The organism is bacterium, from assembly GCA_028821235.1.
GTDB lineage: Bacteria > Actinomycetota > Acidimicrobiia > Spongiisociales > Spongiisociaceae > Spongiisocius.
The window spans coordinates 1-13,092 of record JAPPGV010000143.1; the positions used below are offsets into that span (position 1 = coordinate 1).

Below are 13,092 nucleotides of genomic sequence, written 5' to 3' on the forward strand. Positions count from 1 at the left end.
CCCCAATTCTTCATGGGGGTAGTGGTGGGGGTGGGTGGTTTGACACGGGAATGCCCTTCTGACCTGCGATTATGGGCTGTGCAGTAAAGGTCCATGTCGCAGTCAGGAGGGCACCCGTATGGTGAAGGCTAACAGCAGTTCGGCGTTGAAGGTGGAGGTGGGTGGCGGCGGCCAGGTGGGTCATGTGGGGTTGTGGTTGTTGGGCCGGTTCGCGGATCGTCTCGGGCTGGGTGAGGCGCTGTCGGAGGCGTTCGGTGTGTCGGGTGTGACACATGATCGGGGCCGGTTGTTGGTTCATTTGATGCTGGTCCTAGCGGGGGGTGGGGAGGCGGTCACTGATATTGAGGTGTTGGGGGTCCAGCGGGAGTTGTTCGGTGATGTTGCGTCGGACTCGACTTTGTACCGGACGCTGACCAAAGCTGATGAAGGGACCTCCGAGAGGTTGGCCGGGGCGGTGGCCACGCTCCGGGAGCGGGTGTGGGCCGACTTCCCTGCGGGCGGGACGGTGGTGTTGGATATTGATTCGTCGGTTCATGAGCTGCATTCGGAGAACAAGGACGGCGCAGCGGCGACTTACAACTCCAAGTATGGGTTCCACCCAATGTATTGCTTCGCGGACTGGACGGGGGAACCGCTCGCTGCCCTGCTGCGGCGGGGCAACGCCTCGCCCAACAAGGTAGCGGACCTTACCGAGGTGCTGGACGCGGCTATTGCGGCGCTGCCCCCCCGGATGCGGGTGGGTCATTCGCCGGGTGACGACCCCGAGTCGGTGGTATATCCGATCCGGGTCCGGGCCGATTCCGCGGCGGGACCCGCGTTCGCTGCCGAATGCCGCCGCCGTAACGTCGGGTTCAGTTTCGTCGCGCAGAGCTCCGACGGGATCGCGGAAGCTCTCTCCTATGTTCCCGTGGACGACCCAGCCTGGGAGCCTGCCCTTCCCCAACCCCGCCCACTACAAGGTAACGATCCGAACAGTGGGCAAACCGACACCGGATCCTCCGACACCGGACTCGAACACGCAGAACCCACACGGCCACGTTCCCATGTGATCGAACTCAGCGGCCATGTCAAAGCCTACCGATGGCCCACAGACGGCCTCCGGCTCATCATCCGACGCGAACCCAAGCATCCCGGAGCCAAGACTTCACTGTTCGACTCCGACCGCTGGCGCTACTGGGGACACTGGACCGACAACCCCGCATCCCCACCCGAATCCGACCGTGACATGCGCGCCCACGCCCGGGTCGAAACCAACATCGCCCGTATCAAAGACCAAGGCGGCAGCCGCTTCCCATTCGCCCGATTCGCTCCCAACCGTCTCTGGCTCTACATAGTCGCTCTCGCCGACACCTTGGTCCGCTGGTTCCAGAAACTCTCCCTACCCAAACAACACCCCCTCTCACGCGCGAAACCCAAAACACTGCGCTGGAACCTATGGCACATACCCGCCACCATCGCCCGCCACGGCCGCCAAACCACCCTCCGAATACCAGCCATCTGGCCCACCGCCCCCCTCATCGCAACCACCCACCAACACATCCACACCCTCTAAACAACCCCGCACCCACACCAACCCGAACCCCCGACCCCCCACGCCCCGAACACCCCCGCCACCCTGCACAAGCCCCACCTGCGAACACCCAAACCCCTGAACCCCCCACAGCAGGCACCGCTCTAACCCCCCAACAGCTACAACACCCCCCAAACACCACCACCCGACCCCCTCACACCCCCAACCCGCCAACCCCGTGAAGAATCAGGGCTAGTGGCTAGTTTATGTTTGGTTATATTGACTGCTGACTGCTGACTAGTCCGGAGTGTGTGCTCCGAGAGGTCCGGGTTCTGCGGCGCGTCTCATGATGCTGCGAAGCAGGCGTGACAGTTGATCCTGTTCATCGGTATCGAGACCGGTCGTCAACGTGCGTTCGCACGTATGGAAGTGCGGGTAGAGCTCCTCGACCACGGCGAGCCCGTCAGGTGTCAGGGACACGGCTACCCGACGCCGATCCCCGGACAGGCGACGACGGGAGACCAGATCGCGTTTCTCGAGGGTCTTCACCAGGCCCGTAAGGGTGCCTTTCGAGACTCCGGCCTCGTGGGCGAGCCGCCTTGACTCCATCTCCCCCCAGATCCACAGTATCCACAAGCAGGTGAACCCTCCCCACGTGAGCCGCCAGCGCGTGAGCAGTTCCTGTTCGAGCCGGTTGCGCACGGTGATGGCCGCCCGGTAGATGTTGACAACCGCCTGATGGGCGCGGAAATCGAACCATGGCTCGTCGCGGAAGTGGTCACGGATGTCCCTCTCGACGCGAAGGATCGCATCACGGTCTTCGGACGGGTCGCCGCCTCTCAAAGCCCCTCTCTCTCCGGGCCACGCCACGTGAACACCCGTGGCAGATGACCCGCGGAAACATGGCCGGCTCAGCCTCTCCTCGCAATGATATGTCGTCATCCGGGTTACAGGTGCAAGGGGTCAGGTGCTACCAGACATGTCGCATCGTGACACGGGCCTAGCTCGGTAGTCGAATACCGTCAAGACTGACAGCTGACAGCTGACTAAATCCCCGAGCGGCCGAGCGCGCCGAGGCCACCGGTGCTGCGCCCTTCTAACCGGCGTCCGACCCCGTCGAGCCCGGCCGCCACGACGAGCGCTGCTCCTGCGCTCACGCGGAACCAGAACGGGGCCACACCGAACAGCAGGAGCCCGTTGTTCAGGAGCCCGACGAACAGGACACCGGCTATAACCCCGACCAGCGACCCTCGCCCGCCGCCGAATGCCACCCCGCCGAGCAGCACCGCGCTGAGGACGTTCAACTCGAGACCTTCACCGGTGAGCGGTGGCGCTGCGTCGAGCCTCGAGACGAGGATCATCGCGCCTACCGCGCTGCCCGCCCCGGTCGCCATGTAGAGGTAAACGGGAATCGCGTTGATCCGGATCCCAGCCCTGAACGCCGCTCTCGCGTTGACGCCGATCGCCACCACGTAACGGCCCCATCTGGTCTTGTAGAGGAAAATCGCCCCGAGCAGGACGGTCACCGCGGCAATGGCGACCGGAACGGGTATCTCCAGCCACCGGACCCGGCCCCGACCGATGATGGCGAAGGTGTCACCGAATCCAGAGGCGGTCCGTCCCTCGGTCACCACGAACACCACGCCTCGGACCCCCGTGAAGAAGCCCAGAGTCACCACGATCGGGGACAGCCCCAGCGGGGAGGAGAGGATCCCCTGCGCGGCGCCGACCGCCAAGCCGATCAGCACGGTGATGATCAGGGCAGGCACGATCCCCATGGTTCCCAGGAGCTTTCCGAGGAGAACCGCACACAGGCCGGTGATCGAGCCGATCGCGAAGTCGACGTAACCGGCCATCAGGAGTAGTGCGCTCGGTATTGCCAGGGTGGCGATGACGGCGGTCTGCAACAGGACCAGACGGAAGTTCGAGACGGTGAGGAACCGGTCGGAGAAGATGGCGAAGAAGACGACCTCGACCACCAGCGCCCCGACGATCCCGTTGCGCAGGATCTTGGCCCAGGTACCTGCGATCTCCTGCCGGTTGTCCCCCAACAGAGCCGCGGCTCGCGAACGCAGGCCTACAGGCTCACGTCCGGGCATCAGGCCTCGATCCGGTACTGATCTTCATCAGAACAACCGAGGCGGCCGACGAGCATGCTCCCTCGCACCGCTCGCCGACCGCCCGAGAATACGTAACCTGGTGATCTAGCCCAGGAATTCCGCGTAGTTGTCCAGCACCTGCTGTGCGAAGCTCGCCATACCCGGGGTGACTGCCACGTAGTTGAGCACCAGGCTCGTGGGCGGCTGCCCTTCCAGGATGTTCGCGGGCAGGTCTGCGACCGCCTTGCCCAGTTGGTCGAGAATCAAAGCTCCCGAGACACGGTAGATGCCGTACTCGTCGGCGCCGGCCAGCAATTCCAGCGCCTCGTTCTGCCCGTCCATTCCCCCGACGAAGATCTCGCCCGGGTCCCTGCCGTCCTGCTCGATCTGGGCAACGAACGCCTGGTAGGCGCCTAGCGCTCCGCCGTCGTTGATCCCGATGACCATGTTGAGTCCCGGATCGGCCTGGAGGAAGGTCTCCGTCGCTTCCAGCCCGCTGGCCTCGGCAACCGACTCCGCCTCGAGGGGCGCCACGCCGGTCGCTTCTGTAATGATCTCCCGGAGCGGATCGGTACGGTCCGTACACGCCCTTCCGCACTGGTCGAACGTGAACAGCGCCCAGGAGAAGGTCTCCGGATCGCCCGTGAAGTCCTCTTCCAACCAGCGAAGAGCCTCGGCTGCCACTGCGCGGGCTCCGTCGATGTTCGCGTAGACGATGGACGAGTCGCCACCGGGGACCGCCGTCGAATAGCCGACTACGACGATGCCGGCGTCCTTGGCCGACTGCACCACTGGCAGGTACGGATCGATGCCGCACAAGGGCAGGAACACGATGGCGTCGACACCGGCCGCCACGAAGCCCTCGATGTCCTGGACCTGCTTCTCGCAGTCGCCGTTCGCCGAACCTTCGACCCAGTCGTAGCCGCGTCTCTCGGCCTCGATCCTGGCGGGGTCGGCGACGATCGGATAGATGCCGGCACTCTCATTGCCAAAGCTGAATGCGATCGTGCCCTTGCTCTCCTGCGCTGCCATCGCCTGCTCTTCGGCCATCCGCTGCGCCTCGGCAAGGGCAGCCTCCGCCTCGGCAAGCGCCGCCTGGGAAGCCTCATCACCCTCCATAGCCTCCTCGGCCATCATGTTGGCTTCATCGAGCGCAGCCTCCGCGTCGGCCAACGCATCTTCCGCGTCGGCAAGCGCATCCTGGGAACCCGCGTCATCATCCATAGCCTCCGCGGCCATCGCCTTGGCACTCGCCAGAGCAGCCTCCGCGTCGGCCAACGCCGCGGCAGCAGCCTCGGCTTCAGCCCGAGCCGCAGCAGCAGCAGCCTGGGCGTCGGCTGCATCAGACTGAGCCGCCGCCGCCTGCGCTTGAGCTGCCGCCGTCTCGTCGGCCTCGCCGCCGTCGCCGCATGCGAAGGCGACCAGCGACAAGGCCGCCAGCAGCCCTAAGAATCTCCACTTCCGACGTGCCTGTCCACGCGGGCGAAATACCCGGTTTGTCCGTGACATGGATCCTCCCTACTCCGATCCGAGGAATGAAGCATCATAACCCAGGGATGATGCTGGTGGCTGGTGGCTGGTAGCTGGTAGCTGGTAGCTGGCGCCGGCAAGCGGCTCGTCGATCGCGACGCCGATTCATAACGGGCGTGGGCGCCGAGCGCCTTCCAATAACACGTGGCAAATAGAGAGGTTACCAACTTTTAAGAGATAGAATCATTATAGAACAGTATGCTCAAGGTTGGCAGAACGGTAGACAATGACTAGACTGGTGGTTGGTCAGCGCTTGGGAAGGTGAGATGACAGACGACAACCGCCAGGCCGATCTCGCCTGGGCAGTTCACAAGATCGAAGCCAGGCTCGACTCCCCGTCGAGGTGGATGGCCGGACTCGACCTCGTGTCGTTCACTGCCGTCGCGGTGCGGCCATGACGGTCACCGAGTCCCTGGTGGACGCCAAAGACGCAGCGGTCGAGGCCCGCCTCGAATCGAAGATCGAGCGAGCCGTGGCAGCCCTGGAGCGCCGCTTCGGCGCAATGGAACGCCGCATCAACCAGCACACGCTCTGGGTGGTCGGCTGGGTCACCCTCGTCGGCGGCCTCATCATCACAGTGGTGCTCAACCAGTAGCGTGGAGGGGAAGGCGAGATGACAGATGTCGAGACCAGGTTCGGTTACCCGTGTAGATGGCTGCTCAGAGTCGACCTCGCCCTGACCGCCGTCGTCACGGTGCGGCGATGACGGTCAGCGAGTCCCTGGTGGACGCCAAAGACGCAGCGGTCGAGGCCCGCCTCGAATCGAAGATCGAGCGAGCCGTGGCAGCTCTGGAGCGCCGCATCAACCAGCACACGCTCTGGGTGGTCGGCTGGGTCACCCTCGTCGGCGGCCTGATAATCACGGTGGTGCTCAACCAGTAGTAGGGGTCCCGCGAACCTGCGCAGGAATTCGCTTCGCCGATCCGGATATAGCTCATCCGCCACCATCCGGGAAGCTGTCGAGAACTGTATTCAGCCGCGGTCCAACCTGGCGCCGGTCGGGGTGGCGGTTCCGTCCGCGCCCACCTTAACGCCGTAGACCTGCTCGGCTTGCTCCGGTGACACGTAGCCGTCGAGGACGTCCTCCCGCACCAACTCGATGGCGCGATCGAGGGGGTTGCCCCAACCTCCCCCTCCGGCTGAGAGGTTGCGGAACCGTTCCCCGGGCTGCATGGTGAACCTCTCCATCCGCGCCCGCTGGGCACGGTCGGTGTCTGGCCAAACGATCATGGCGTTGGTCTCCGGCTCGTGCCCGCCCCGCAGCGCCCACGGCTTCGTCTTGGTCTTCTTCTTCATCGACAGCATCTCGCCGGTGGCGAGGAATCTCACTTCGCGGCAGATGCCCAGACCTCCCCGCCACTTTCCGGCCCCTGCCGAGTCCTGGCGCAGTTCTAGGCGCTCGTGGAAGATCGGGGACTTGTGCTCCAGAACCTCCATCGAGGTGTTGCGGACTGCCGTCGTGGAGGGATGCTGCAAAGCGGTGGCTCCGTCGTAGTCGGGTGTGGCGCCCCAGCCGATTCCCTCGTTGTTGCTGACCGCGTACATCTCTCCGGTCTCGGGATGCGTGCCTACCGCCATGAAACCCGGCTCGTCGGAACCGGAGGAGGCGTTGATCTCGTCCATCCCCTGAGCCAGGGCTTTGTTGATCAGCTCGAAGGCCGCCATCCCCGTCCACAGCGTGAAGGTGGCCGCCGGGTATACGGCATGGAAGAGGTTCCCGGGAGGGCATTCGACGGTGAGAGGGTCGAAATGGCCGTGGTTGGCGGGAGTGTCGGGGGTGGTGAGTGACTTGAAGACCGACTTGGCCAGGCTAGAGGTCTTCCCGAACGGCATGTTGACGGGCCCGGGCACCGCGTCGTCGGAGTCGCCGTAGTCGACGACGAAGCGGTCCCCGTCGATGGTGACCGTCACCGCCATCCTGATCAGGTCGTGTGAGATACCGTCGTCATCCAGCCAGTCATGGGCCGACCACTGCCCGTCGGGCATGGCCCGCACCGCTTCGGCGGCGGTCTGCGCGCCGTGCTCGATGATGCGGTCGATCGCCGCGTCGACGTTTGCCAGGCCGAACTTCTCCCAGATCTGGTGCAGGCGGCGCTCTCCCACCCTGATGGCGGAGATCTGGGCATGGAAGTCCCCGATGATGGTCTCGGGCATCCGGGAGTTGTAGCGCAGGATGGCCATGATCTGCTCATCGACCTCCCCCCGGCGGATCAGCTTCACGCCCGGCATGATCAGGCCCTCCTGGTGCATGGAGGTGGAGTCCAGGACGTAGCCGGGATCCTTGGCGCCCAGGTCCATCCAGTGAGCCCGGACCGCCAGGTAGGCATCGGGACGCTCGCTTCCCTCGCAGAAGACCGGGGCGAACAGCATGGCGTCGGACACGTGGGCCCCGCTCCAGTAGGGATAGTTGATCATCACCACGTCGCCGGGGTGGAGGTTCTCGACCCCCACCTTCTCCACGCCCTTGTGGATGGCGTAGTCGTTGGCGCCCAGGAAGGTGAGTATCCCCGTCGACTCGGAGATCAGCCGGCGGTGGCGGTCGTACATGGAGATGCCGAAGTCCAGGACCTCGTAGATCACCGGGTTGAAGGCGGTCCTGACCAGGGTGCGCCGCATCTGTTCGGAGGTGGAGTTCAGGTAGTGGCGGATCACCTCCACGGTGGCGCCATCGAGAGCCCGAGTCCCGCTCACTTCACCACCAGGTTTCCTGCGGGATCCGGAACTGCCGTTTGATCCCCATGGACAACGGTCACCGAGGTCGGCTCGCGGATGATGGCGGGGCCTTCGATCTCCATCCCCGGTTCCAGCAGGCTCCGTTCGTAGATCGGAAACAGGCGACGTTCCCGGGTGGCGAAGTCGAAGGCGTGACGCTCACCGACGCGGCTCTCCGCTCCACCCGCGGCGGCGGCATGGCTCCCTCCGAGGAGGGCGGACGGTTTCTCCAGACGCCCGATCGCCCTGACCCGAGCGGTGAGGATCTGGACTTCCTCCTCCAGCCGGTGCCCGTACCGCTCCACGTGTCTGTGATGAAAACGGTCGATCACCGAGTCAGTGCCGTCGGCCTTCTCCAGCTCGATCGACAGAGTGTGCTCCTGGCCGTTGTAGCGCAGGTCCAGGCGTCTCAGCAGAACCCGGTTCTCCGCGGGCACGTACTGGGTGGCGAGCACGTGGTCGGCCTCGCTCTCGAGTTGAGCGAATACGCCTTCGACCTGGGCCAGAGCGGCCTCGTCCAGCATCGTCAGGACGGTCTGGCCCAGGTCGTACTCCAGGTCGGACATGAGCATCCCCCAAGCGGAGAACACGGCCGGGGCGGCGGGCACGACCACCTCGGGCAGTTCCATCTCCCTGGCCAGAAGCGGCGCCAGCATCGGCCCCGCCCCTCCGAACGCCACCAGCGAGAACTCTCTGGGATCGAGACCCCTCTCCACCGTTATCTCCCTGATGGCGCCCACCGTGCGGGCCAGGAGAACGTCGAAGACCGAGGCGGCGGCCCGTTGCGTGGACATGCCGAGGGGCGTCGCCAGCTTCTCCGTGACACCCCGGACCGCCGCGGCCTCGTCCAGGCTCATCTCGCCTCCCAGGAACTCGTCCGCCGCCAGATATCCCAGGCAGAGGGAGGCGTCGGTCACGGTCGGCTCCGTGTTGCCCCGCCCGTAGCAGATCGGTCCGGGAACCGCGCCTGCGCTATGGGGGCCGACCCTCAGGAGGCCCTTGTCCATCCAGGCGATCGATCCGCCCCCGGCCCCGATGGTGCGGATGTCGAACACCGGGATCCGGATCGGGAGGCTCTCGATCTCGGCTTCGTATACCTCGGTGGGCGCCCCGTCCACGATCACGCAGGCGTCGAGGCTGGTTCCTCCCACGTCGAAGGAGATGAGCGAGGAGCGCCCGGTGGCCTCTCCCAGGCTGATGGTCCCGGCGATGCCACCCGCCGGACCGGAGAAGACGGTCAGGAGCGGTGACACCCGGGCGATCTCCGAGGTCATCGCCCCGCCCGCCGAGCGCATGATCAGGAAGGAGCCGTCGAAGCCGCCCTCGCGAAGCCGGTCCTCGAGATCGGTGAGGTAGCGGCCGAGTATGGGACGGATGTAGGCGTCGGCAACCGCAGTGGAGGTCCTCTCGTACTCGCGGTACTCCCTCACCAGGTCGACCGACACCGAGACCGAAAGATCGGGGAATGCCTTGGTCAGTATGCTCTTGGCGGCTTTCTCGTGCTCGCTGTTGGCGTAGGAGTGCAGGAAGCAGACCGCAACCGACTCGACTCCCCGCTCCGAGAGGAGCCGACCCGCTTCGATCACCGCCTCGTGGTCGAGCTCCTCCACCACCTTGCCGCGGTGGTCGATGCGTCCCGGTACCCCGACCGTGTGGCGGCGGCTGACCAGGAGTTCCGGCCGCCGGTAGCGGAAGTCGTACATCGAACCGCGGGGCAGGTCGCCGCGGGCGATCTCGAAGATGTCACGGAACCCGGCGTTGGTGATGATCCCCGTCACCGAGCCCTTGCGCTCCAGGATGGCGTTCAGCCCGAGGGTGGTGCCGTGCGTGTACACCGAGGCCTCCTCGAGGGCGGCGTCGGTAGCGCGGGTGGCCGTGATCACTCCGTCGGCGGGCGCGGCGGGAGTGGTGGGAGACTTGCGCACCGTGATCTCCCCGCTCTGCTCGTCGTAGGCGATGGCGTCCACGAAGGTTCCGCCGATGTCCACCGCCAAGCGGTATCTGCGTCCGGTCATGCTCTACTTCGGAAGGGATCCTGCGGTCAGGCTGCCGGCCGGTCGTCGCGCACCACGCGGCCGGACTGCATGACGAAGGAGATGTCTCGCATCGCCGCTACGTCGGAAAGCGGGTTCTCTTCGACGGCGACCAGGTCGGCGACCTTACCCTCTTCCACAGTACCGATTTCGGACTCCATTCCCAAGAGCCGGGCCGCGTTGGAGGTGGCGCCGGCCAGAGCCAGCCGGGGATGGAGCCCGGCGCCCTGCATGAGACCCATCTCGTACACCGCCACCGAGGTCCCCTCGATGGGGTCGCCCGGCGGGTAGTCGGTCCCGTTGACCATCGTGACCCCGGCCGCCACGGCCCGGCGGATGCTGGCCAGGTGCATCGGGCCCACCTCCAGGGAGGTTTCGATCTGGAACTCCTCGAACCCCTTCCAGCGCATCCACTCCTGCGAGCGAGTGACACACAGGGTGGGGGTCAGGAACACGCCCTTGGCCGCCATCCGGCCGGCCGTGTCCTCGTCGAGGTCGTAGGCATGCTCGAACGAGCGGATGCCGGCGTCGAGCGCCCAGTTGATGGCCAGTGACGAGGCTGCGTGGGCCACCACGTAGGTGTCGCGCTCGGAAGCCGCGTCGACGGTGGCCTGCATCTCGGCCTGGTTCATCTGAGGGCTGTCGAAGGTCTCCCCCAGGTTGGCGATCCCGCCCGTGATGAACACCTTGATATGGGAGCAGCCGGCATCCAGTTCGGCCAGGGCCGCCTCCCGGAAGGCTTCCGGTCCGTCGGCGATCGCGCTGCCCTGCCCCGTGCCATGCCCGCCCGGGACGGAGATCGCCCGGCCGGCGCCCACGATCCGCGGCACGTCGGCCCATCCCGCCCGGGCTGCTTCGGCCAGCAGCAGGTCGGCACGGTTCAACTCGTGGACGCAGCGAATGGTGGTGATCCCCGCCCGCAACGCGTCCTGCGCCCGCCCGTAGGCGCGGAGCACCGTCAGCCCCGGATTCTCCCTCTCGTCCGTCGCCGAGAACGGGTACACGACCGACAGGTGGGTATGCACGGAGATCAGACCCGGAACGAGATAGCGCCCGCCGAGGCTCATCCGCTCACCGGCGCCCGGCTGCCTGCGGATGGCTCCGATCCTTCCCCCCGAGATCTCGACGCTCACCCCGTCCCGGACCTCCCCGGTGACAACGTCAACCACCCTGACGTCGGTCAACCACATCTTGGCCTCCTGGTTGTTAGTTACTAGTTGTTAGTTATCAGTATCGGTGCTTAGCCAGGGAACACAACCGGCCACCTGGCCATCGCGACCGGTGGGGTCGACTGCAACCCCTCGTCTGAGCCACGCCACCCTACAGGTGTCGGCAGGCTCTACAGGCTCTGCATTCGTGCATTCCGGCGGCGACCCGGGCTCCCGGCTCGGATATCCTCATCCCCGATTCGAACGACCATAACGCAAGGAGGTGGTCTGCGTGCGAAGTGGCGGCGTGTGATGCGCCGGCAGCGGCGTCCCTCGCCAGGCCCGCCGACGAAGGCGTACCCGCAGCGATACGTCAAGGAGGTGGAACGCCGCGAGGGGCGTCGGTGGCAAGCAGGACACGGCGAATCACTACGCAGGCAGACCACTAGGAGAAGGGTCCCATGCCGGTCGACCTGACCGCCGCCTTGGAGGCGGCCGACCAACTGGAGGGTTACGAGCGGGAGTTGCTCGCCTCACTCGTTTCCACGCGCAGCGTCCGCGCCGAGGTCTCCCGCATCCACGAGTTGTGCGCCGAGGAGGTCGGGAAGCTGGGAATGGCGGTGGAGATGGTCTCTCCCCGGGTGGGCGAACTGGAGAGCCATCCCGAGTGGTGCCCGCCGTACCCGGCCAGCGCCGAGCCAGAGCGGATGGTGAGCGTGCTGGGGTCATGGGGTGAGGGACCGGGCATCTTCCTGTTCGCCCACACCGACACCGAGCGTCCCGACCCGCTGGGCGACTGGGACACCGACCCGTACCGGGCGACGGAGGTCAGGGACCGGATCCACGGGGTGGGAACGGCCGACGACAAGGCGGGGGTGGTGTCGGTACTGGCCGCCACGAAGGCCCTGCTCCCCCGTCTCGAAGGAGTTAGGGTGGTGGTGGGACTCGTGCACGGGAAGCTCGGGGGCGGGCTGGGGACGCTGCCCACCATGGCCAGGGTCGGCGAGGTGGACACCTCCCTCTACTGCCATCCGGCGGAGACGGGCCGGGGAATGGCCCACTTCAAGATCGCCACCCGGGGCTTCTTCAACTTCCGGATCGAGACGATGGGCCGGCGCCCCGATCCGGTGGAGATCCGCACCCCCAACTCCGAGGACCCTCGCCGGGGGATCAACGCCTTCACCCGCCTGCGGGAGGTCCTCGACGCCGTGGACCGGTGGGCCGACCGGGACGATCTCCTCTGCTCGGTGAACTGGGTCTCTGCCGGGGTCAACCCGATCGTGCTGCCGGAGCGGGCGGTCGCGGAGGGCACCGTGTGGTTCCGCCACGGGACGGTGGGCGAGGTGTACGAGAGCCTGGATAGCGCCGCTCTGGCGGCAGGCGCCCTGTCCACCGAGCGGTTCGGCGTCCAGTCCAACCCGGCCGAGATACCGCCCGACCATCCCCTGGTGGTCGCCACGACCCGGGCGATCGCCACCGAGACCGGGACCATCCCGGGCGTGTACCCGGCGCATGTGGCGTCGGATATCCGCTTCCCGATCCGATGCCTCAGTGCGGCCACGGTCGGATTCGGCGCGCTGGGAGGCAACTTCTACGGCCCCAACGAGTGGGTGGACGCCGGGGACATGCACCGGGCCACGCGAGCGATCATCCGGATCGTCTCGGCCTGGGCTGACCGGGTCTCCCACGGTGACTCCTGGCATCTCCCGAACGGATAGTCATCGCAGACCGAGCCGCTCGGTCCGCAACCTCGACGGGCGGCTTGGATGCTCGATACGGGACCGGCAACTCGATGAACGTGTAATGACCTTTGTTGGTGGATCACACAGATCAGAAGTCACAGCCATACCAGAGGCGGCCACGGCGGAGAAGCTGCTACCTGCACCGCCAGGAGCGCGCAGACTCGGCAGGGAGATAGCCGCAGGTGCTTCTGACGCCTACACCGACGATGACTGGCGGAGGATCCTGAACAAAATGAGTCCGGATCGGGCAGCCGCAAAGATTTCCCGCCGCCCACTCGATGATCGTCAGCGGCTCCTGAACCTCGTTGCGCCCGATCG

11 protein-coding genes are annotated in these 13,092 nt (G+C 66.0%); 5 read left to right on the plus strand and 6 right to left on the minus strand.

Going from position 1 to position 13,092, the window contains the following annotated elements; all coding sequences use genetic code 11:
- The first annotated feature begins 118 nt into the window (after positions 1-118).
- Positions 119-1,552 carry an IS1380 family transposase gene (locus OXK16_14455; GenBank protein ID MDE0377146.1) on the plus strand — a complete coding sequence of 478 codons (1,434 nt, stop codon included), beginning with the start codon at positions 119-121 and terminating at the stop codon, positions 1,550-1,552.
- A 255-nt stretch (positions 1,553-1,807) separates the two neighbouring features.
- Here the strand turns inward: OXK16_14455 and OXK16_14460 are convergent, their stop codons facing one another.
- From OXK16_14460 to OXK16_14470, 3 genes are all read right to left on the minus strand, one after another.
- A complete protein-coding gene (locus OXK16_14460; protein ID MDE0377147.1) occupies positions 1,808-2,353 on the minus strand; it encodes a MarR family winged helix-turn-helix transcriptional regulator in 546 nt (181 codons plus the stop codon).
- A gap of 203 nt (positions 2,354-2,556) precedes the next feature.
- Positions 2,557-3,609: an ABC transporter permease gene (locus tag OXK16_14465; GenBank protein MDE0377148.1), complete on the minus strand. Its 1,053-nt coding sequence runs from the start codon at positions 3,607-3,609 to the stop codon at positions 2,557-2,559.
- A gap of 105 nt (positions 3,610-3,714) precedes the next feature.
- Positions 3,715-5,040 carry a sugar ABC transporter substrate-binding protein gene (locus OXK16_14470; GenBank protein ID MDE0377149.1) on the minus strand — a complete coding sequence of 442 codons (1,326 nt, stop codon included), beginning with the start codon at positions 5,038-5,040 and terminating at the stop codon, positions 3,715-3,717.
- Positions 5,041-5,405: 365 nt separating this feature from the next.
- On the opposite strand from OXK16_14470, the gene OXK16_14475 reads away from it, so the two are divergent.
- The 3 genes from OXK16_14475 (at position 5,406) to OXK16_14485 (ending at position 6,021) form a co-directional block, all read left to right on the plus strand.
- Entirely contained in the window at positions 5,406-5,537 is a 132-nt protein-coding gene (locus OXK16_14475) for a hypothetical protein (GenBank protein MDE0377150.1), read from the plus strand.
- Entirely contained in the window at positions 5,534-5,734 is a 201-nt protein-coding gene (locus tag OXK16_14480; GenBank protein MDE0377151.1) for a hypothetical protein, read from the plus strand. The genes OXK16_14475 and OXK16_14480 overlap by 4 nt, the downstream gene beginning before the upstream one ends.
- Positions 5,735-5,841: 107 nt before the next feature.
- On the plus strand, positions 5,842-6,021 hold the full coding sequence (locus tag OXK16_14485; protein MDE0377152.1) for a hypothetical protein: 180 nt from the start codon (positions 5,842-5,844) through the stop codon (positions 6,019-6,021).
- Positions 6,022-6,111: 90 nt separating this feature from the next.
- On the opposite strand, the gene OXK16_14490 is transcribed toward OXK16_14485, so the two are convergent.
- The 3 genes from OXK16_14490 to OXK16_14500 are packed head-to-tail and all read right to left on the minus strand — an operon-like array spanning position 6,112 to position 11,074.
- The gene (locus OXK16_14490; GenBank protein MDE0377153.1) at positions 6,112-7,830 is read right to left on the minus strand and encodes a hydantoinase B/oxoprolinase family protein; all 1,719 of its coding nucleotides are present in this window, start codon (positions 7,828-7,830) and stop codon (positions 6,112-6,114) included.
- On the minus strand, positions 7,827-9,866 hold the full coding sequence (locus OXK16_14495) for a hydantoinase/oxoprolinase family protein (GenBank protein ID MDE0377154.1): 2,040 nt from the start codon (positions 9,864-9,866) through the stop codon (positions 7,827-7,829). Before OXK16_14495 ends, OXK16_14490 begins: the two co-directional genes overlap by 4 nt.
- A gap of 26 nt (positions 9,867-9,892) precedes the next feature.
- Positions 9,893-11,074, minus strand: coding sequence for an amidohydrolase family protein (locus OXK16_14500; GenBank protein ID MDE0377155.1), 1,182 nt, complete (start codon positions 11,072-11,074; stop codon positions 9,893-9,895).
- Between the two features lie 419 nt (positions 11,075-11,493).
- On the opposite strand from OXK16_14500, the gene OXK16_14505 reads away from it, so the two are divergent.
- The gene (locus OXK16_14505) at positions 11,494-12,750 is read left to right on the plus strand and encodes a M20/M25/M40 family metallo-hydrolase (protein ID MDE0377156.1); all 1,257 of its coding nucleotides are present in this window, start codon (positions 11,494-11,496) and stop codon (positions 12,748-12,750) included.
- Positions 12,751-13,092 lie beyond the last annotated feature (342 nt).